The sequence below is a fragment of the Burkholderia sp. GW821-FHT14F03 genome (assembly GCF_058803765.1).
This window is the reverse complement of sequence record NZ_JBXAPG010000034.1, coordinates 22,321-42,965: the sequence shown is the minus strand read 5'-3', so window position 1 is coordinate 42,965 and position 20,645 is coordinate 22,321. Positions and strand designations below refer to the sequence as shown.

The following is a 20,645-nucleotide window of genomic DNA, read 5'->3' as shown; positions in this document are numbered from 1 at the left end:
GCTCGCGCGACCCTTTTTTCTTGCGAGTCACGTTATGTCCAAGTTCTCTCTGATGCGGCGCGTCCCGACCCTGATCGCGCTCGCGCTTGCCGCCGGCGCGGCCCATGCGGCGTCGCTGCAGGCCGTTTCGCCCGCCACGCCGCCCGCGGGCGGCGGCGTCGACGGTCCGTTCTTCCCGCGCGCGGCGGTGGCCGCGCCCGCCTCCGCGACGACGGGCCCCGAATTGCAGCAGCAGGCGCAACAGCGGCTCGCCGCGAGCTTCGCCGCGAACCAGGCGTTCAGCAACGGCGCGGCCGTCTCCAAGGCGCAGGCGCAAAACAGCGGCCTCGGCTATGTCGCGCAGCATTTCGACCAGATCGACACCGCGCATACCGGCAAGGTCACGCTGAAGCAGGTCCAGCAGTATCTGCAGCAACGGCAGTAACACTCGCCGTCATCGAGCTGCGACGCCGCGCCTCGCGCGGCGTTTTTTTTGCGTCGTTTTGCTTCGGCGCGGATTTGGGGAGTTTGAGGATGTGGAGCAGACTGTCGGGGCCTGCCGCAAGGAGGCCGTATCCGGCGCTCACCGACGGCTCGCGGAATCGGGTCGACAAACGCGGAGCAGACGAACCAGGAGCGAACATGCAGCCTGAGAAAGAAACCGGGAGAGACGCCGCGCCCAACGTCGTGAACGTCGATAGCGTGGAGGAAGTCGAGCAGTTCGACGGAGGTCATTGGGGCAGCGCGTGGAAGCCCTTGACGCCCGCCATGGACACGACGCCCGGTCGGCTCGGTGCGAATGTCGCGCGCGTTCCGGCCGACCGGACAGCGTGTCCATTTCACACGCACGCACGGGAGGACGAAATCTTCTACGTGCTTTCGGGGCGAGGCGTCTTCCGCTACGGCGATACCGTTCAGGAAATTCGCGCCGGCAACTGCATCTCGTGTCCAGCGGGAACGGGCATCGCCCATCAACTCGCCAATCCATTTGATGAAGATCTCGCCTACTTTGCCGTTGGGCTGATCGACCCTCACGAGGTATGCACCTATCCCGACAGCGGCAAGGTCATGGTTCGCAGCCTGAAAACAGTTGGACGGCTGACCAAAGCGCCCTACATGGACGGCGAAGCGGGCGAACCGCAAGTGTTCCACTCGCACGGCGACTGCGCGATTAGCGCCACGGCGTTTGCTTGGGCCGCGTCATAGAGGTGTCGGGTCGAATGGTAGACATGGGGCAGGCGGTCGATCCGCTTCAGGTCGAACTGCGACATCCCACGCATCCTTTCTCGGCGTGATGCCGGCGCGCCGCGATCCGCCGCTGCATCGGCCGGCCGCGCCTCGAAGCCTCCTCGCGCGGTCGCCCCGCGCGCTTTTTCGTTATCATCGGACCACAACGGCGCGCCGGAACATGCGCTGCGCCGCCCGTTCAACGACAACCTCGCGCCCCGCGCGCGCATCGCATGCCCAATCTCCTCCGCCCGGCCACGTTCGCGCTGGCCGCCGCGCTCGCCGGCCCGGCCGGCGCCATCGCGGCGCCCAAGGCGCTCGACGCCGCGCTCGACTGCTCGTCGACGGGCCACGACTTCATCGCGCCGCTTCTCGCCGCCGGCGACATCCGCGACAAGCCGATGCATGTCGAAGCCAACTCGGTCAACGCATTCCGCACGATCCATTCGCTCACCGCCTACGGCTTCCCGGTGTTCGTCGCACTCGGCTACCAGGCCAATGACCCGATCTTCGCGCACGGCGACGGCAAGCCGATCGGCGACTGGTCCTACGGCGTGGTGGTCAGGGGTTCGAAGGATGCGGTCGAGGCGAAGGTGCGCGAGGCCGGCAGCCGCGCGACCGTCAAGGAGGCGTTTCCGTTTCTCACGGCGATCGTCTGCACGTCGCCTTGACGGGATTTGCTTCGGCGCGGTCCCGCCGTGACGGCGGGACCGTAACGGCGAGACCGTGGCGCGCTCGCCGGCCGGGCGCCCGCGCGCGGCGCCCGATGCGGCTCACGCGCCGGTGTACACCACCCGGTACGGAATCCCGACCTTCTCCCATTCCGCCGCCTCCTGGCTGAGGCTGTAGTCGGTCAGCGGATTCTGCTCGACCCAGTCGCCCGGCAGCCGCACCTCGTAGCCGCCCTTCTTGATCTGCGTGACTGCGATGTCGGGCAGCCCCGCATCGGTCCGGCGCCGGCACAGCAGCGCCGCGAGCCGCAGGCAGAACAGCAGCGGCCACTCGACCTCGCGCGACTGCGACAGCTTGCCGAGCTTGCCCGCATGCCCGAGCACCAGCGCGGCAAGCCGCGCCTGGTCGGTCCGCGAGAAGCCGGGCATGTCCGCGTTGCTCGCGATATACGCGGAGTGCTTGTGATACGCGCTGTGCGAAATCGACAGCCCGATCTCGTGCAGCGCGGCCGCCCAGCCGAGGAACATGCCGCTCTCCATGCGGCGCTCCTCGTCCGGCTCCTCCAACTGGTCGTAGAACCGCACCGCCAGCGCGCCGATCCGCTCGGCCTGCGCGCGATCGACGCCGTAGCGGCGCGTGAAGCCATCGACCGTCACGGCGCGCATGTCCTCGTGCTGGGTCCGGCCGAGCAGGTCGTACAGCACGCCGAGGCGCAGCGCGCCGTCGGTCGTGTCGACATAGTCGACGCCCAGCTCCTCGAACACCGCGAGCATGATCGACAGCCCGCCCGCGAGCACCGGGATGCGGTCCGGCTTCAGCGCGACGAGCTTCAGCCGGTTCACGTTCTCCGCCTTGATCAGCGCGCGCTTCAGGCGTTCGAGCCCGCCCCGCGAGATGCCGTGCGACACGCCCGCATCGTTGAAGCCGTTCGCCTCGACCAGTTCCGCGAGCGCGCGCGCGGTGCCGGACGAACCGATCGCCTGATCCCAACCCGCCTTCTTGTAGTCGCCCGAAATGATCTGGATCTCGCGCTTCGCGGCCAGTTCGGCCTGGCGCATCGTGTATTCGTCGACGTTGCCCGCCGGGAAGAAGGCGCGGCTGTGGCTCACGCAGCCGATGTAGAGGCTTTCCATCACGAGCGGCGTGTAGTGCGAGCCGATGATGAACTCGGTCGAACCGCCGCCGATGTCGACCACGAGCCGCTTGCCCGCGTTCGCGGGCACCGAGTGCGCGGCGCCCGCGTAGATCAGCCGCGCCTCCTCGCGCCCCGCGATCACTTCGATCGGGAAGCCGAGCGCCGCCTGCGCCTCGCCGAGGAATTCGGCCGCGTTCTTCGCGACCCGCAGGGTATTGGTCGCGACCGCGCGCACGTGATCCGGGTGGAAATCGCGCAGCCGCTCGCCGAAACGCTTCAAGGCCTCCCAGCCGCGCTCCTGCGACGCCCGGTCGAGCAGCTTGTCGCCCGACAGCCCGGCCGCGAGCCGCACCGGCTCGCGCAACGCGTCGACAGGATAGATCTGACTGCCCGCCGGCGTCTCCTCGACCCGCCCGACAATCAGCCGGAAGCTGTTGGAGCCGAGATCGACCGCTGCCAGTAAATGCGGGGATGTAACCATCGAGAGGGCTCCGTTCTCGTCCGACCGCCGGGCGATTGCCGCGCCGGCCGTAAAAATCAAAGGCGCCATTTTAAAGCGTAGTACGCTTTCACGTGTCGCCTGACGCGAGATCCTGCGTTCCTTCATTGTATATAGCGGAAATCCGGATGAGCCCCGGTGTTTTCCGTCGTATTATTTGGCGATAAACATCAAACTGTCATCAAGACGTCATCGCACCGTGAGAATTTCCGAGCGTCCTTTCGAGTCTTCGCCTGATTTTCCGTCTTCTCTGCCGATGTCCATCCGTTACCCGCTTCTCAACCGCGAATTGGGCATCCTGGGGTTCAACGAGCGCGTGCTGGCACAGGCCGCCGATCCCCACGTTCCCCTCCTCGAACGGCTGCGCTTCATTTGCATCACCAGCAGCAACCTCGACGAATTCTTCGAGGTCCGCATGGCCGGGCTGCAAGAACAGATGCGCGACAACCCCGGCGCGGTCGCGCCCGACGGCATGTCGCTGCAGCACGTGTACGACCTCGTCGTCGAGCGGGCGCAGCGCCTCGTGCACCGCCAGTACACGCTGCTGCACGAGACCGTGCTGCCCGCCCTCGAACACGAAGGCATCTACTTCCATTCGCCCGAAAGCTGGAGCGAGGGGCAGATCGAGTGGGCGCACCGCCACTTCTTCGACGAGCTGCTGCCGGTGCTCACGCCGATCGGCCTCGATCCCGCGCATCCGTTCCCGCGCGTGCTGAACAAGAGCCTGAACTTCGTGGTCGAGCTGGAGGGCCGCGACGCGTTCGGCCGCCAGGCGGTGATGGGCATCGTGCAGGCGCCGCGCGCGCTGCCGCGCCTCGTGCGCATGCCGCAGGCGCTGTCGGGATTCCAGCACGGCTTCGTGCTGCTCAGCTCGCTGATGCAATACTTCGTCGGCGAGCTGTTCCCGAAGCTCACCGTGAAGAGCTGCAACCAGTTCCGCATCACGCGCAACAGCGAACTGTTCGTCGACGAGGACGAAATCACCAACCTGCGCGTCGCGCTGCAAGGCGAGTTGCCCGCGCGCCATCTCGGCAACGCGGTGCGGCTCGAGGTCTCGGCGGATACGCCGCCGCACCTGGTGCGACGCCTGCTCGACGAGAGCAATCTCAACGACAAGGACTGCTACCGCGTCAACGGCGCCGTCAACCTCGTGCGCCTGATGCAGTTGCCCGATCTCGTCGATCTGCCGGAACTCAAGTTCGCGCCGTTCACGCCGGCGATCCCGGCCGCGATCGCCAACGCGCCGTCGATCTTCGACGCGATCGACCACGGCGACATCCTGCTCCACCATCCGTACGAAAGCTTCCAGCCCGTGCTGGAGCTGCTGCAGCAGGCCGCCCAGGATCCGAGCGTGGTCGCGATCAAGCAGACCATCTACCGCACCGGCACCGATTCGCCGCTGATGGACGCGCTGATGGAAGCCGCGCGCAACGGCAAGGAAGTGACCGTCGTCGTCGAGCTGCTCGCGCGCTTCGACGAGGAGACCAACATCAACTGGGCGGCCCAGCTCGAGGCCGTCGGCGCGCACGTCGTGTACGGCGTGGTCGGTCACAAGTGCCACGCGAAGATGATGCTGATCGTCCGGCGCGTGACGCGCGGCGGCAAGTCGGTATTGCGCCGCTACGTGCACCTCGGCACCGGCAACTACCATCCGCGCACCGCGCGCCTCTACACCGACTTCGGCCTGATGACGACCGAACCCGCGCTGTGCGAGGACGTGCACCACGTATTCCAGCAGCTGACCGGGATCGGCGGCGAGCTGAAGCTGCACGCGCTGTGGCAATCGCCGTTCACGCTGCATCCGCGCATCATCGACGGCATCCGCGCCGAAATCGCCAACGCGCGCGCCGGCAAGCGCGCGCGGATCGTCGCGAAGATGAACGCGCTGCTGGAGCCGAGCGTGATCGCCGAGCTGTACGAGGCCTCGCAGGCGGGGGTCAAGGTCGATCTGATCGTACGCGGCGTGTGCGCGCTGCAACCGGGCGTGCCGGGGCTGTCGGACAACATCACGGTGCGCTCGATCATCGGACGCTTCCTCGAACACCACCGGATCTACTATTTCCATGCGGACGGCAAGGAGCTCGTCTACCTGTCGAGCGCCGACTGGATGGACCGCAACCTGTTCCGCCGCGTCGAGGTCGCGTTCCCGATCCACGAGCGCAGGCTCAAGCGCCGCGTGATCGCCGAGGGGCTGTCGGTCTTCCTCGGCGACAATCAGTCCGCGTGGCTGATGCAGAGCGACGGCCACTATCGACGCCGCCGCGCGGGCAAGACGCCGCGCAGCGCGCAGCTCGGCCTGCTCGCGAAATTCTGCCCGTGACCGCCGACGGCCGCCGCTTCCCGCGCGCGACGCTCAGGCCGCCGGCCAGGCCATGAGCGCGGTCCGCGCCACCCCTTCCAGCTGCGCGCGCGACGCGCCGTCGCGCGCCTGGATCGACATTCCGTACAGCACCGTCACGAAATATTCCGCGAGCGCATCGACGCTCGCACCAGCCGGCAATTCACCCTCCCGCAGCGCGCGCGCGAGGTGATCGCGCAAGCGCACGACGAACGCGCGCCGCTGCTCGCGCAACAGCGCGCACGCCTCCTCGCTCGCCACCTCGCCGGGCAGCGCGCCCAGCACGACCAGACAGCCGCGCGGCCGCGCCTCGAGCGTCAGGCTCCACGCGGCCGTCATCAGCGTCCGCCCGAGCGCGTCGCGCACCGCGCCCGGCGCATCGAGCGCGTCCAGCACATGTCGGCCGTCGGTGCACAGATAACGCTCCACCACCGCCCGGAACAACGCGTCCTTGCCGCCGAACGCCGCGTACAGGCTCGGCGCGGCCACCCCCATCGCCGCCGTCAGATCGGCCATGCTGGTGGCTTCGTAGCCGCGCGCCCAGAACAGTTCCATCGCGCGCGCCAGCGCTTCATCGCGGTCGAAACGACGCGGACGTCCCCGCTCTGCCATGTCATTCCCTATTTATATAACGGTCACTAAATAAATCGATTGACGGCGTGTCGGCCGTCCCGCATCATTTTATAACGATCACTACAGAAAGGAACGATCATGTCGACCTCCGTGCTTGCCCCATCCATCGTCCAACCGCTCGTGCGCGGCCGCACGCCGCTGACCGGCAAGGTCGCGCTCGTCACCGGCGCGAGCCGCGGGATCGGCGCCGCGATCGCGCGCCGCCTCGCGGCGGACGGCGCCGACGTCGTCGTCACCTACGCCCGTTCGGCCGACGCGGCGCAGGCCGTGGTGCGCGAGATCGAGGCGCTCGGCCGGCGCGCGCTGGCCCTGCAGGCCGACGCCGCCGACGCGCGCGCGGCGGCCCGCGCGGTCGAACAGACCGTGGAGGCATTCGGCCGCCTCGACATCCTGGTCAACAACGCGGGGCTCGGCCTGATCAAGCCGTTCGAGGACATCACGTTCGACGAATTCGACGAACTCGTCGCGGTCAACGTGCGCGCCGTGTTCGCGACGACCCAGGCGGCGGCGCGCCATCTGCGCGCGGGCGGCCGCGTGATCACGATCGGCAGTTGCCTCGCGGAAGTCGTCGACAACGGCGCGGCGGCCGTCTACGCGATGACGAAGGCGGCCTTGATCGGCCTCAACAAGGGCATCGCGCGCGACCTCGGGCCGCGCGGCGTCACGGCGAACCTCGTGCATCCGGGCCCGGTCGACACCGACATGAATCCGGCCGACGGTCCGCACGCGGACTACCAGCGCGGCCGGCTCGCGCTCGGCCATTTCGGCGCGCCCGACGACGTCGCCGGCGCGGTCGCCTATCTCGCGAGCGAGGAAAGCCGCTTCATCACCGGCGCGGCGATCACGATCGACGGCGGCGCGAACATCTGACGCCCGCGCGCCGGACATGAAAAAGGCGGCTCGCGCCGCCTCTTTTTCGCCGTATCGGATCGCACTCAGGCCGCGCGCCGGTTCACGATCGTGCGATGCGCGGGAAAGCGCGCGGTGAAGGTGCTGCCGCGCCCTTCCTCGCTCTGGATCAGCAGTTGCGCGTCATGCCGCTGCAGCACGTGCTTCGCGATCGCGAGCCCGAGCCCCGTGCCGCCCGTGTCGCGCGAACGGCTGCGGTCGACGCGGTAGAAGCGTTCGGTCAGGCGCGGCAGGTCGGCGGCCGGGATGCCGAGGCCGCTGTCGGTCACCGAGAACACCGCCTGCGCACCGTCGCGCCGCCATTCGACGCGGATCCTGCCGCCCTCGGGCGTGTAGCGCACCGCATTCGTGACCAGGTTGCCGAGCGCGCTGAAGATCTCCGTCTGCGCGCCTGTCACCGAGAGCGCCTCGTCGATATCGAAACTGATCTGATGATGGCCGCTCGACAGCGTGTTCGCATCTTCCCGCAGATGACCGAGCACGCCGCGCATGTCGACCACGCGATCGGCGGGCGGCTTGCTTTCGCCTTCGAGTTTCGCGAGCACCAGCAGGTCGGTCACGATCGAGCGCATGCGCGACGCCTGCTGCTCCATCATTTCCAGGTAACGCGCCCGCTCGTCCTCCGACAGGGGCAGCTCGCGCAAGGTCTCGAGGAAACCGGACAACACCGTGAGCGGCGTCTTCAACTCGTGCGACACGTTCGCGACGAAGTCGCGCCGCATCGCGTCGGTGCGTTCGAGTTCCGTGATGTCCTGCGTGAGCAGCAGCTTGCGGTTTTCCCCGTACGGGAACACCTGCACCGACAGCACGTTCTGGCGCGCGCCGCCCATTCCGCGCATCACGAGCATCTCGTCGTAATGCTGCGCGTTCAGGTAGCGGACGAAATCGGGATGCCGGACCAGGTGCGTGATGTGCTGGCGCAGATCGCGCTTCGCGTCGAGCCCGAAGTGAACCTCGGCGATCGCGTTGCACCACTCGATCTGGTCGCGGTCGTCGAGCATCGCGACGCCGTTCGGCGAGGCCTGGATCGCCTGGATGAAGCGCGAGTGCTGCTGCTCGACCTGGCGCACCTGCGCGTGCCATTGCTTGGCCAGCTTGTGCAACCGGTAATAGATTTCGCCCCAGATGCCCGGCGCGCTCGGCACCTCGCCGTAGACGGGCGCATCGAGCAGACGCCACAGGCGCTGTGTATGAAAGGTGCCGAAGAAGCTTTGCGCGACCAGCATCAGGAGCGCGAAGACCAGCGCGCTCCTGATGCCGATGAACACGCCGATCAGCGTGCTCAGCAGCGCGAGCAGCACGAGCGACACCAGAAAACGCGCCCAGATGATGTTCATGGATGGCGCTCAAGCAAGAGGAAAACTGTGTGATTCAGGCAGCGCGCGCGGCGCGCCGCGGGTGATGTCATGCGTGCTTGGCGAGCCGGTAGCCGCTGCCGCGCACGGTTTCGATCATAGCATCGCAGCCGGCCGGCTTGAGCGCCGCGCGCAGGCGCTTGATGTGCACGTCGACGGTGCGTTCCTCGACGAACACGTGATCGCCCCACACCTGATCGAGCAACTGCGTGCGGCTGTGCACGCGCTCCGGGTGCGTCATGAAGAAATGCAGCAGGCGGAACTCGGTCGGGCCGAGGTCGAGCTTGATCTCGCTGCCCTCGGCGTGCGCCGCGACCCGGTGCGTGGCGGGATCGAGGCGCAGGCCGTTGATCGACACCACGTCCTCGGTCAGCTGCGGCGCGCGGCGGCGCAGCACCGCCTTGATGCGCGCCATCAGCTCCTTCGGCGAGAACGGCTTGGTCACGTAATCGTCCGCGCCGATCTCGAGACCCAGCACCTTGTCCTGCTCGTCGCCGCGCGCGGTGAGCATGATGATCGGGATATGCTTGGTGCGCTCGTTGTTGCGCAGGTCACGCGCGAACGCGATGCCGGACTTGCCCGGCAGCATCCAGTCGAGCAGCACCAGATCCGGCAGCACGTCGCTGATCAGGTTCTGCGCCTGCTCCGCGTTGTATGCGCGAATCGGGCAATGGCCCGCGTGCTGAAGATTCACCGAGATCAATTCGGAAATCGCAGGCTCATCTTCAATGACAAGAATGTTGCTGGGCATCGGCACCTCTGTCCGTCCTTAAAGTGACGTGTTAACTGTTGGCTTCGCGGTCGAGCAGATCGCGCGGCTGGTGCCGCACGTCGGTGCCCTTCACGATGTAGATGATGAATTCGGCGATGTTCTTCGCGTGGTCGCCGATCCGCTCGATCGCCTTCGCGATGAACAGATAGTCGAGCCCGACCGAGATCGTACGCGGATCTTCCTGCATGTACGACACGAGCTTGCGCACGAACGCGCGGAATTCGAGGTCGATTTCCTTGTCGTCCTTGACGATCTGCGCGGCCGCGACCGTGTCGAGGCGCGCGAACGCGTCGAGCGCCCGACGCAGGATCGTCACGGCCATCTCGCCCGAGATCTTGATCTCGGCGATGTTCACGCTGCGCGCGACCGGCTCGTCGACGAGGCGCCGCACCCGCTTCGCGATCTTCTCCGCCTCGTCGCCCGCGCGCTCGAGGTTCGTGATCGTCTTCGAGATCGACATCAGGAGCCGCAGGTCGCGCGCGGCCGGCTGGCGGCGCGCGATGATGTTGCCGCACTCCTCGTCGATCTCGACTTCCATGTGATTGAGGCGCTCTTCCGCCGCGATCACGCGCTCGGCCGCCGCGCGGTCGAACTCGTTGAGCGCGTGCATCGCCTCCGTGATCTGCGCCTCGACGAGGCCGCCCATTTCCAGAACCTTCGACGACACCGCGTTCAGATCGGCGTCGAACTGGCTGGACAGATGTTTATCCGACATGATGTGTTCTCTCCCTCATCAACCGAAGCGGCCGGTGATGTAATCCTCGGTTTCCTTGCGCACCGGCTTGATGAAGATCTTCTCGGTCTCGCCGAACTCGATCAGTTCGCCCAGGTACATGTACGCCGTGTAGTCCGAGCAGCGCGCCGCCTGCTGCATGTTGTGCGTGACAATCACGACCGTGTAGTCGCTCTTCAGCTCCGCGATCAGTTCCTCGATGCGGCCGGTCGAGATCGGGTCGAGCGCCGAGCACGGCTCGTCGAGCAGCAGCACTTCCGGCCGGATCGCGATGCCGCGCGCGATGCACAGGCGCTGCTGCTGGCCGCCGGACAGCCCGTAGCCGCTCTGGTGAACCTTGTCCTTCACCTCGTTCCACAGCGCGGCCTTGGTCAGCGCCCACTCGACGCGGTCGTCCATCTCCGAGCGCGTGAGTTTCTCGAACATTTTCACGCCGAACGCGATGTTGTCATAGATCGACATCGGGAACGGGGTCGGCTTCTGGAACACCATGCCGATCCGCGCGCGCAGGAGCGAGATGTCGCGCGTGGTCTCGAGCAGGTTCTCGCCGTCCATCACGATCTGGCCTTCCGCGCGCTGCTCCGGATAGAGCGCGTACATCTTGTTGAAGGTGCGCAGGAGCGTCGACTTGCCGCAACCCGACGGGCCGATGAACGCGGTCACCTTGCCTTCCGGGATGCGCATGTTGATGTTCTTCAGCGCATGGAACTTGTTGTAGAAGAAGTTCAGGTTGTTGACTTCGATCTTCGCGTTGAGCGGCGCGAGCGGGCTCTCGCCCGATTGCGCGTGGCCGCCGGCCGGCGCCGTGGCGCGATCGATGGAGTTCAGGTGGCTTTCTGCCATGTTCATCGGATTGCTCCGCCGTTACTTTTTCGAGAAGATCGAGCGCGCGAGGATATTGAGCCCCAGCACGCCGAGCGTAATCAGGAAGACGCCGGCCCAGGCGAGTGACTGCCACTCGGCGAACGGGCTCATGGCGAACTTGTAGATCGTGACCGGCAGGTTCGCGATCGGCTGGTTCATGTCGAGCGAGAAGAACTGGTTCGACAGCGCGGTGAACAGGAGCGGCGCGGTTTCGCCGGCGATCCGCGCGACCGCGAGCAGCACGCCCGTCACGATCCCGCCGATCGACGCGCGCAGCGTGATCGCCATCACCATCCGCCATTTCGGCGTGCCGAGCGCAAAGGCCGCCTCGCGCAGCGCGTTCGGCACCAGCTTCAGCATGTTCTCGGTGGTGCGGATCACGATCGGCACCTGCAGCAGCGCGAGCGCGATCACGCCGGCCCAGCCGCTGAAGCGGCCCGACTTCGCGACCACGAGCGCATACACGAACAGGCCGACGACGATCGACGGCGCGGACAGCAGGATGTCGTTGATGAAGCGCATCAGGCTCGCGAGCCAGTTCTTCTGGCCGTACTCGGCCAGATAGACGCCCGCGAGGATCCCGACCGGCGTGCCGACGAAGGTCGCGAGGCCGACCAGCATCAGGCTGCCGACGATCGCATTCGCGAGGCCGCCGCCCGCGGTGTTCGGCGCGGGAGTCGACTCGATGAACAGCGACACCGACAGGCCGCCGATGCCGAGATGCAGCGTCGTGTAGAGAATCCAGACGAGCCACACGAGGCCGAATACCATCGCGCCCAGCGAGGCCGTGAGCGCCATCGCGTTGGTCGCCTTGCGGCGGCGCTGCAGCTTCTCGCGCATCGCGTCGAGCGCCGCGCCGCGCACGCCGCCCGGCAGGTTCAGAATAGGCTCGCTCATTTCTTGCCCTCTCCTTTTTCGAGGCGCAGCAGCATCAGCTTGGAGATGGCCAGCACGATGAAGGTGATCACGAACAGGATCAGCCCGAGTTCCATCAGCGCCGAGGTATGCAGGCCCGGCGCCGCTTCCGCGAACTCGTTGGCGAGCGCGGAGGTGATGCTGTTGCCCGGCGAGTACAGCGAGATGTTGTCGAGCAGGTTGGTGTTGCCGATCACGAAGGTCACGGCCATGGTCTCGCCGAGCGCGCGGCCGAGGCCGAGCATCACGCCGCCGATCACGCCGGTCTTCGTATAGGGCAGCACGATCTTCCACATCACTTCCCAGGTCGTGCAGCCGATTCCGTAGGCCGACTCCTTGAGCAGCACCGGCGTGACCTCGAACACGTCACGCATCACCGAGGCGATGTACGGGATGATCATGATCGCGAGGATCACGCCCGCGCTCAGGATGCCGATGCCGATCGGCGGGCCCTGGAACAAGGCGCCGAGCCCCGGGATCGGGCCGAGCAGCTTGCCGATGGGCTTCTGGAAGTATTCCGCGAAGATCGGCGCGAACACGAGCAGGCCCCACATGCCGTACACGATCGACGGGATCGCGGCGAGCAGCTCGATCGCGATGCCGAGCGGACGGCGCAGCCAGACGGGCGACAGCTCGGTGAGGAACAGCGCGATGCCGAAGCTGACCGGCACCGCGATCACGAGGGCGATGAGGGACGTGACGATCGTGCCGTAGATCGGCACTAACGCCCCGTACACGTCGGAATTGGGATCCCATTCGGATTGCCAGAGGAAGGCCAGGCCGAATTTCTGGATGGTCGGCATCGACGCGATGATCAGCGAAACGATGATGCCGCCGAGCAGCAGCAGCGTGACGATCGCAGCGAGACGCGTCAGGCCGCCGAAGATGAGGTCGCCGAGCCGGCTCGGCGCGCGCTGGAGCCCTTGGCTCGTCGACGCGAGAGGAAAATCAGACATGGGAGCCTGTTATTCAGGGGCGGACGGCCTGGGCCGCCCACCGGTACCGCACACGCCGCCCGGTGAACCGGGCGGCGAACCGCTGCCGCTTACTCGGCGACCGACTTGCCTGCTGCGTCCGTCACCTTGACCTTCCACTGCTTGCGGATCTCGGTCTCAACCGCCGACGGCAGCGAGATGTAGTCGAGGTCATCCGCGGCCTTCGAGCCGTTCTTGAACGCCCAGTCGAAGAATTTCAGCGTTTCCGCGCCTTGCGCCGGCTTTTCCTGCTTCGCGTGCAGGAGCACGAAGGTCGCGCCGACCACCGGCCATGCATCCTTGCCCGGCTGGTTCGTCAGGATCTGGTAGAACGACTTCGACCAGTTCGCGCCGGCGGCCGCTGCCTTGAAGGTTTCGGTCTTCGGCTCGACCACGTTGCCCGTCGCGTTCTTCAGGTCCGTGTAGACCATGTTGTTCTTCTTCGCGTACGCCCACTCGACGTAGCCGATCGCGCCCGGCAGACGCTGCACGAAAGCCGCGACGCCGTCGTTGCCCTTGCCGCCCGTGCCGGTCGGCCAGTTGACGGTCGTGCCTTCGCCGATCTTCGACTTCCACTCTTCGTTGACCTTCGACAGGTAGTTCGTCCAGATGAAGCTCGTGCCCGAGCCGTCCGCGCGGCGCACCACCGCGATGTCGGTATCCGGCAGCTTGACCTTCGGGTTCAGCGCGGCGATCGCCGGATCGTTCCACTTCTTGATCTTGCCCAGGTAGATGTCGCCGAGCACCGGGCCCGACAGCGCGATCTCGCCGGGCTTCACGCCGGGCACGTTGATCACGGGCACCACGCCGCCGACGACGGTCGGGAACTGGAACAGGCCTTCCTTGGCCAGTTCATCGTCCTTCAGCGGTGCGTCGGAGCCGGCGAAATCGACCGTCTTCGCGATGATCTGCTTGAGACCGCCCGACGAGCCGATGCCCTGGTAGTTGATCTTCGCACCGCCGGACTGCTGGTAGTCAGCGGCCCATTTCGTGTAGATCGGCATCGCGAAGGTGCTGCCCGCGCCGGTGATGTCGGCGGCGTGCGCGGCGACCGCGAAAAGCGCGCCAGCCAGGCCGGCAAACGCGGTTTGCATCAATTTCATGAGACCTCCAGTGTGTGAGCGGATGACTACGGCACCGCGAAGATTAGGGGCTGCTCATGACGGTAATGTGACAATCGATGAAACTGGCGTGACAGTAACATGACTGTTTGAAAGGCGGCAACGCGGGAAAATGGGCGGCGATGCGCGGCTGGGCAAGCCCGCCTGTAGAGGGTAGGCGAAAAGTCACGGGACGGAAAAAAATCCCGTGGCGGGCGCCGGAGATGCGTGAAATAGAAGCCCGTGAAGCGTTGGGGATGGCCCTGCGCGGCGGGTGCTGGTGGCTGGTGGCTGGTGGCTGGTGGCTGGTGGCTGGTGGCTGGTGGCTGGTGGCTGGTGGCTGGTGGCCGGTGCCGGTGCCGGTGCCGGTGAGCGGTGCCGGTGCCGGGTGCCGGGTGCCGGTGCCGGGTGCCGGTGAGCGGTGAGCGGTGCGCGGTGCCGGTGCGCGGTGCCGGTGCGCGGTGCCGGTGCGCGGTGCCGGTGCGCGGTGCGCGGTGCGCGGTGCGCGGTGCGCGGTGCGCGGTGCGCGGTGCGCGGTGCCGGTGCGCGGCGCGGCTGACGCCACGCCGGATTGAGGGACTGAGCGATGCAGGATGCGCGCGCCGCCGGCGTGACGGCCGGCCCGGACCTGTCCGGGATTTTGTGGGCGGGGCATATCATGAGAGGTAAAAGTCATGGATATGCGGACAGGTCCGCCGGCCCGCGCGCTGCGCTCAGGTGGTGGCTTCGCGCACCACCTCGGCGATCGCCTCCGCATGGCGGGCCGCGGCCGCGGCATCCTCGGCCTCGACCATCACGCGCAACACGGGCTCGGTGCCCGAGGCACGGATCAGCACCCGGCCGCTGCCGGCCAGCGCCTGCTCGGCGGACGCAATCGCGTCGCGGATCGCCGCGCTGCCTTTCCAGTCCGCGCCCGGCTTCATGCGGACGTTGATCAGCTTCTGCGGAAACAACGTGACGCCGTTCAGCATCTCGGCGAGCGTCTGCCCGCTGCGCTTGAGCGCGGCCAGCACCAGCAGCGCGGAAACAATGCCGTCTCCGGTCGAATGACGATCGAGCGACAGGATATGACCCGACCCCTCCGCGCCAAGCTGCCAACCGCGCTCGTGCAGTTGTTCGAGCACATAGCGGTCACCAACCGCCGCGCGCACGAACTGCACGCCCGCCTGTTTCAGCGCCACCTCGACGGCCAGATTCGTCATCAGCGTGCCGACCGCGCCGTCGACCCGGCCGTTGGTCGCGATCCGGTCCTTGACCAGGACGTACAGCAGCTCGTCGCCGTTGTACAGGCGGCCCGCGCCGTCAACCACCTGCAGCCGATCCGCGTCGCCGTCGAGCGCGATGCCGAGATCCGCACGGTTCGCGCGCACCGAACGCATCAGCGCGTCCGGCGCGGTCGCGCCAACGCCGTCGTTGATGTTGAAACCGTTCGGCGCGACACCGATCGGGATCACGTCGGCGCCGAGCTCGTGAAACACGTGCGGCGCGATCTGGTAGGCCGCGCCATGCGCGCAATCGATCACGAGCTTCATGCCGCGCAGATCGAACGCCGCCGGGAACGTGCTTTTGCAGAACTCGATGTAGCGGCCGCCCGCGTCGTCGAGCCGGCGCGCCTTGCCGAGCCCGTCGGACGGCGCGCAGTCGAGCGGCTTGTCGAGCCACGCCTCGATTTCAGACTCCGTCTCGTCCGGGAGCTTGTTGCCGTCGGCCGAGAAAAACTTGATCCCATTGTCGTGGTACGGGTTGTGCGACGCGCTGATCACGACGCCCGCCGACAGGCGCAGCGCGCGCGTCAGGTATGCGACGCCCGGCGTCGGCATCGGGCCGGCCAGCATCACGTCGACGCCCGCCGCCGAGAAGCCCGCCTCCAGCGCGGCTTCAAGCATGTAGCCCGACACCCGCGTGTCCTTGCCGATCAGCACCGTCGGTCGCGCGCCGGCGGCCTGGGCGCCCGAGGCGCGCGCGAGGACCTTGCCGGCCGCGTAGCCGAGCCGCAGCACGAAATCCGGCGTGATCGGCGCCTCGCCAACCGTGCCGCGAATGCCGTCCGTACCGAAATAACGACGTCCCATAGGGAATATTCCTCCTTGTTTCGACTTAAGCGCGACGTGCGGCTTCGCGCACGGCATGCCAGATTTTCAGTGCATCGACGGTCGGCGCGACATCGTGCACCCGCACGATCGCCGCGCCCCGCTCCACCGCGCACAGCGCGGCCGCGACGCTCGCCGCGACCCGCTCCGGCGCGGGCTTGTCGATCACCGCGCCCAGCATCGACTTGCGCGACATGCCGGCGAGGATCGGGTAAGGCCGGCCGTCGGGCCGCGCGGGCGTGGTCGCGGGCAGATGCGCGAGCAAGGCGTAGTTGTGCTCGATCACCGTCTTGCCGAACCCGAAGCCCGGATCTACGCTGATGCGCTGGGCGTCGATGCCCGCCGCCTGCAGAGCCGTCGCGCGCGCCGCAAGAAAATCGCGCACCTCGCCGACCACGTCATCGTAGGCCGGTTCGCCCACCTGCATGGTCTGAGGCTCGCCGAGCATATGCATCACGCACAGCCCGCATTCACTGTCCTTCACCGCCTCGATCGCGCCCGGCTGGCGCAGCCCCCAGATATCGTTGATCAGGTCCGCGCCGGCCGCCAGCGACGCACGCATCACATCCGGCTTGTAGGTATCCACCGACAGCGGCACGCCGGCCCCGCGCAGCGCCTCGATGAGCGGGATCACGCGCGCCAGTTCCTCGTCGAGCGGCACCGGCGGCGCGCCGGGGCGGGTCGATTCGCCGCCGATGTCGAGCAGGTCCGCGCCGTCGGCCAGCATCTGCTCGGCCTGACGCAGCGCGGCGTCGCGCGCGAGATAGCGGCCGCCGTCCGAGAACGAATCCGGGGTGACGTTGAGGATGCCCATCACGAGCGGACGGGTGAAGTCGAGCGTGAAGCGGCCGCAGCGCAGCGGCGCGGGGACGAACGGGAAAGAAGATCTGGACACGGATAAGAGCGACGCGTGGTGTCGCAATGATAGTGCGGAGAAAGCAAAACGGGCCGGTGTGACAGCCACACCAGCCCGTGAATCCAGCGCGCGCCCGGTCAGGCCGGTGCGGTCGCGTTGCCCGGCTTGACTTCGGTGCCGGCGCTGCCGCCCGACGACGGATCGCTCGCGGGCGGGCTGCTCTTCGGCGAGCGCGGCGGACGACCTTCCATGATGTCGTTGATCTGATCGGCGTCGATCGTCTCCCACTCCATCAGCGCGGCCGTCATCGCCTCGACCTTGTCGCGGTTCTCGTCGAGCAGGCGACGCGCGAGGTTGTACTGCTGATCGAGCACCCGGCGGATTTCCGCGTCGACCTTCTGCTGCGTCGCCTCGGAAATCGTGCGCGTGAAGCCGCGCCCGAACGGGCTGGCGTCGTTCTCGTCGTCGACGTAGACCATCGGCCCGAGCGCATCGGTCATCCCGAAACGGGCCACCATCGCACGCGCGGTTTGCGTCGCCTTGTTGAAGTCGTCCGAGGCCCCCGTGCTGAGGAGGTCCATGAACAGCTCTTCCGCGACCCGGCCGCCGAACAGGATCGCGAGGCGATCGAGCAGGTAGTCCTTCGAATAGGTCTCGTTGTCATGCTCCGGCAGCTGCCAGGTGACGCCCAGCGCGCGACCGCGCGGGATGATCGTGACCTTGTGCACCGGATCGGCCTTCGGCAGCAGCTTCGCCACCACCGCGTGGCCCGACTCGTGGTACGCGGTGGCCCGCTTCGCTTCCTCGCGGATCACGGCCGACTTGCGCTCCGGACCCATGAAGATCTTGTCCTTCGCATCTTCGAAGTCCTGCATCTCGACGATGCGCTTGCCGCGACGCGCCGCGAACAGCGCGGCTTCGTTCACGAGGTTCGCGAGATCGGCGCCCGAGAAGCCCGGCGTGCCGCGTGCGATGACCGCCGCGTCGACGTCGTTCGAGATCGGCACCTTGCGCAGGTGCACGCGCATGATCTGCTCGCGGCCGCGGATGTCGGGCAGGCCGACATACACCTGGCGGTCGAAACGACCCGGGCGCAGCAGCGCCTTGTCGAGCACGTCGGAACGGTTGGTCGCGGCGATCACGATCACGCCTGAATTCGCCTCGAAGCCGTCCATCTCGACCAGCATCTGGTTCAAGGTCTGCTCGCGCTCGTCGTTGCCGCCGCCCATGCCGGCGCCGCGATGACGGCCGACCGCGTCGATTTCATCGATGAACACGATGCACGGCGCATGCTTCTTCGCCTGCTCGAACATGTCGCGCACACGGGCCGCGCCGACGCCGACGAACATTTCGACGAAATCGGAACCCGAGATGCTGAAGAACGGCACCTTCGCCTCGCCGGCGATCGCGCGGGCGAGCAGCGTCTTGCCAGTGCCCGGCGGGCCGACAAGCAGCACGCCGCGCGGAATCCGGCCGCCGAGCTTCTGGAATTTCTGCGGATCGCGCAGGAAGTCGACCAGTTCGGACACCTCCTCCTTCGCTTCGTCGCAGCCCGCGACGTCGGAGAAATTGACCGCGTTGTTGTTTTCGTCGATCAGACGCGCGCGCGATTTGCCGAACGAGAACGCCCCGCCCTTACCGCCGCCCTGCATCTGCCGCATCATGTAGAACCAGAAACCGATGATCAGGATCGTCGGCCCCAGATAGTAGAGCGCGGAAACGAACGCATTCGGCTCGTCGTCTGCCTTGCCGCTGACTTGCACGCCGTACTTCATCAGGTCGCCGACCATCCAGATGTCGCCGGGCGACACGATCTGGTACTTCTGGCCATCCGCGGGAGTGACGGTGAGGTTACGCCCCTGCACGATGACGTTCTTGACCTTGCCGTTCTTCGCGTCGTCCATGAACTGCGAATACGACACACCTTCCTGGACGCGGGGCTTATCGAACTGCTTGAACACCGTAAACAGCACCAGTGCGATTACCAGCCACACTGCTGCCTTGGAAAACATATTGTTGTTCAAAGCACCACTCCTTCACTCATAGACGAGCGCCTACATATTCCTTGCGGCGCTCTTCAGGCATTCTAATCCAGTCCGCAGGCCCCTGCCATAACGATTCATTACCGCCCTGATAGGCGGAACGCATGGCCGGCAAGGGCCGGGACAGGGCCTGCGGCATCACGCCCCGGTTATCGGGGATGCTTGAGATGCCGACCCAAAATAAACGTCTCGGACGATTTGTCGCGGGAAGCCTTCGGCTTGCGCGGAGCCACCGTCCTGAATTGTTGCTTGAACTTCTCGACAATCTGGCTGTAGCCACTGCCGTGGAAACACTTGACCAGCAGCGCCCCATCCGGCTTCAGATGGTTCTGCGAGAATTCAAGCGCCAGATCGCACACATGCTCGATCCGTGCCGCGTCCGCGATCGCCACCCCGGACAGATTGGGGGCCATGTCTGAAATTACAAGATCGACCTCGCGACCTTCGAGCACCGCCTCCAATTGCGCGAGCACCTCGTCCTCGCGGAAGTCGCCGAGGATGAAGTGCACGTCGGCGATCGGCTCCATCGGCAACATGTCGAGCGCGATGATCGTGCCGTCGATGCCGCCTTCGCGCGCGGCGTCGCGGTGCCTGCCCTGCGCGAGCTTGTTGCGCGCGTACTGGCTCCAGCTGCCCGGCGTGGCGCCGAGGTCGACGATGACCTGACCCGGCCGGATCAGCTTGTCCTGCTCGTCGATTTCCTTGAGCTTGTACGCGGCGCGCGCGCGATAGCCTTCCCGCTGCGCCATCTTGACGTACGGATCGTTGATGTGGTCATGCAACCAGTGCTGGTTAAAGCGATTCTTTGCCATTCGAACGAGAGATTGCTGCCAATTGCTTCGTGAAGCCGCGCTTTTGGCGGATAATACGCGTCTTATTCGCGCGACTCGCGGCCGTTTCGGGCCGAAGTCGCGATTTTACGTGGTTTCGGCGCGCCGCCGGAGAAAAGCCGTGAGGCTGATCGCCCGGCCCGCGCCCTCAGAGTGAAGTCATCCATGCCCGCCCTTTCGCTTTCCCCCGCCGAGCGCTCCGCGCTGCGGTCCCAGGCTCATGCGCTCAAGCCGGTCGTGCTGATCGGCGCCGAAGGCCTGACCGACGCCGTGCTGGCCGAGATCAAGGTCCACCTCGCCGCGCACCAGCTCATCAAGATCCGCGTGTTCGGCGACGAACGCGACGCGCGCATCGCGATCTACGACGAGGTCTGCGATCGATTGAACGCCGCGCCGATCCAGCACATCGGCAAGCTGCTCGTGATCTGGCGCCCCGAGCAGGTGGCGCCCGCGCCGACGCGCGGCCGTCGCGGCGCGCCGAGCGCCCGCGAGATCGCGCTGCAGCGCGGCGAACCGGAACAACCGGGCAAGGGCCGTGCCCCGCGCGTCGTCAAGGTGGTCAAGCAGACGCTCGACAAGCCGCTGCGCAAGCCCAAGGCACAGAAGGTCGTGGTGCGCGGCAACGAGCGCGTGACGGCGGGCGGCAACGTCAAGCGCGCCAAGAAGCGTCAGTCCAGCGCCAAGCGCCCGTTCCAGAACGACAAGTAAGCCGCTCCGGGCTC

At 66.7% G+C, this 20,645-nt stretch carries 19 protein-coding genes; 6 read left to right on the top strand and 13 right to left on the bottom strand.

Features of this window, described 5'->3' with window-relative positions; translation table 11 throughout:
• The first annotated feature begins 34 nt into the window (after positions 1–34).
• From AC1RQF_RS22380 to AC1RQF_RS22370, 3 genes are all read left to right on the top strand, one after another.
• Positions 35–424, top strand: coding sequence for a hypothetical protein (locus AC1RQF_RS22380; protein ID WP_443111565.1), 390 nt, complete (start codon positions 35–37; stop codon positions 422–424).
• A gap of 197 nt (positions 425–621) precedes the next feature.
• On the top strand, positions 622–1,185 hold the full coding sequence (locus tag AC1RQF_RS22375) for a cupin domain-containing protein (RefSeq protein WP_492872972.1): 564 nt from the start codon (positions 622–624) through the stop codon (positions 1,183–1,185).
• Positions 1,186–1,439: 254 nt separating this feature from the next.
• Positions 1,440–1,877, top strand: a complete 438-nt coding sequence (locus AC1RQF_RS22370; protein WP_274002373.1) for a hypothetical protein — start codon at positions 1,440–1,442, stop codon at positions 1,875–1,877.
• 102 nt (positions 1,878–1,979) lie between these two features.
• Here AC1RQF_RS22370 and ppx read toward each other — a convergent pair whose 3' ends face one another.
• On the bottom strand, positions 1,980–3,494 hold the full coding sequence (gene ppx, locus AC1RQF_RS22365) for an exopolyphosphatase (protein WP_492872971.1): 1,515 nt from the start codon (positions 3,492–3,494) through the stop codon (positions 1,980–1,982).
• 274 nt (positions 3,495–3,768) lie between these two features.
• Between ppx and ppk1 the strand changes: the two genes are divergently transcribed.
• The gene (ppk1, locus tag AC1RQF_RS22360) at positions 3,769–5,832 is read left to right on the top strand and encodes a polyphosphate kinase 1 (protein WP_274002371.1); all 2,064 of its coding nucleotides are present in this window, start codon (positions 3,769–3,771) and stop codon (positions 5,830–5,832) included.
• A 33-nt stretch (positions 5,833–5,865) separates the two neighbouring features.
• On the opposite strand, the gene AC1RQF_RS22355 is transcribed toward ppk1, so the two are convergent.
• Entirely contained in the window at positions 5,866–6,462 is a 597-nt protein-coding gene (locus tag AC1RQF_RS22355; protein ID WP_274002369.1) for a TetR/AcrR family transcriptional regulator, read from the bottom strand.
• A gap of 99 nt (positions 6,463–6,561) precedes the next feature.
• Between AC1RQF_RS22355 and AC1RQF_RS22350 the strand changes: the two genes are divergently transcribed.
• Entirely contained in the window at positions 6,562–7,353 is a 792-nt protein-coding gene (locus AC1RQF_RS22350) for an SDR family NAD(P)-dependent oxidoreductase (protein WP_274002367.1), read from the top strand.
• A 65-nt stretch (positions 7,354–7,418) separates the two neighbouring features.
• Here AC1RQF_RS22350 and phoR read toward each other — a convergent pair whose 3' ends face one another.
• From phoR to AC1RQF_RS22295, 11 genes are all read right to left on the bottom strand, one after another.
• Positions 7,419–8,729 carry a phosphate regulon sensor histidine kinase PhoR gene (gene phoR / locus AC1RQF_RS22345; protein ID WP_274002365.1) on the bottom strand — a complete coding sequence of 437 codons (1,311 nt, stop codon included), beginning with the start codon at positions 8,727–8,729 and terminating at the stop codon, positions 7,419–7,421.
• A gap of 67 nt (positions 8,730–8,796) precedes the next feature.
• Positions 8,797–9,498 (bottom strand): phosphate regulon transcriptional regulator PhoB, encoded by a 702-nt coding sequence (gene phoB / locus AC1RQF_RS22340; RefSeq protein ID WP_017332664.1) that lies wholly within the window; start codon positions 9,496–9,498, stop codon positions 8,797–8,799.
• A gap of 31 nt (positions 9,499–9,529) precedes the next feature.
• The gene (phoU, locus tag AC1RQF_RS22335; protein WP_274002363.1) at positions 9,530–10,234 is read right to left on the bottom strand and encodes a phosphate signaling complex protein PhoU; all 705 of its coding nucleotides are present in this window, start codon (positions 10,232–10,234) and stop codon (positions 9,530–9,532) included.
• An 18-nt stretch (positions 10,235–10,252) separates the two neighbouring features.
• Complete coding sequence (gene pstB / locus AC1RQF_RS22330) at positions 10,253–11,101, bottom strand: phosphate ABC transporter ATP-binding protein PstB (RefSeq protein ID WP_492872970.1); 849 nt, start codon at positions 11,099–11,101, stop codon at positions 10,253–10,255.
• A gap of 15 nt (positions 11,102–11,116) precedes the next feature.
• Entirely contained in the window at positions 11,117–12,013 is an 897-nt protein-coding gene (pstA, locus tag AC1RQF_RS22325) for a phosphate ABC transporter permease PstA (protein WP_274002359.1), read from the bottom strand.
• Positions 12,010–12,987 (bottom strand): phosphate ABC transporter permease PstC, encoded by a 978-nt coding sequence (pstC, locus tag AC1RQF_RS22320; RefSeq protein ID WP_274002358.1) that lies wholly within the window; start codon positions 12,985–12,987, stop codon positions 12,010–12,012. Before pstC ends, pstA begins: the two co-directional genes overlap by 4 nt.
• Positions 12,988–13,076: 89 nt before the next feature.
• Entirely contained in the window at positions 13,077–14,108 is a 1,032-nt protein-coding gene (pstS, locus tag AC1RQF_RS22315; RefSeq protein ID WP_274002356.1) for a phosphate ABC transporter substrate-binding protein PstS, read from the bottom strand.
• Between the two features lie 710 nt (positions 14,109–14,818).
• Positions 14,819–16,177, bottom strand: a complete 1,359-nt coding sequence (gene glmM, locus AC1RQF_RS22310; protein ID WP_492872969.1) for a phosphoglucosamine mutase — start codon at positions 16,175–16,177, stop codon at positions 14,819–14,821.
• 25 nt (positions 16,178–16,202) lie between these two features.
• Positions 16,203–17,009: a dihydropteroate synthase gene (gene folP / locus AC1RQF_RS22305; RefSeq protein WP_443111592.1), complete on the bottom strand. Its 807-nt coding sequence runs from the start codon at positions 17,007–17,009 to the stop codon at positions 16,203–16,205.
• 179 nt (positions 17,010–17,188) lie between these two features.
• Positions 17,189–19,075 carry an ATP-dependent zinc metalloprotease FtsH gene (ftsH, locus tag AC1RQF_RS22300; protein ID WP_274002353.1) on the bottom strand — a complete coding sequence of 629 codons (1,887 nt, stop codon included), beginning with the start codon at positions 19,073–19,075 and terminating at the stop codon, positions 17,189–17,191.
• 167 nt (positions 19,076–19,242) lie between these two features.
• Positions 19,243–19,905, bottom strand: coding sequence for an RlmE family RNA methyltransferase (locus AC1RQF_RS22295; RefSeq protein ID WP_274002352.1), 663 nt, complete (start codon positions 19,903–19,905; stop codon positions 19,243–19,245).
• Between the two features lie 183 nt (positions 19,906–20,088).
• Between AC1RQF_RS22295 and AC1RQF_RS22290 the strand changes: the two genes are divergently transcribed.
• Entirely contained in the window at positions 20,089–20,631 is a 543-nt protein-coding gene (locus AC1RQF_RS22290; RefSeq protein ID WP_492872968.1) for a YhbY family RNA-binding protein, read from the top strand.
• Positions 20,632–20,645 lie beyond the last annotated feature (14 nt).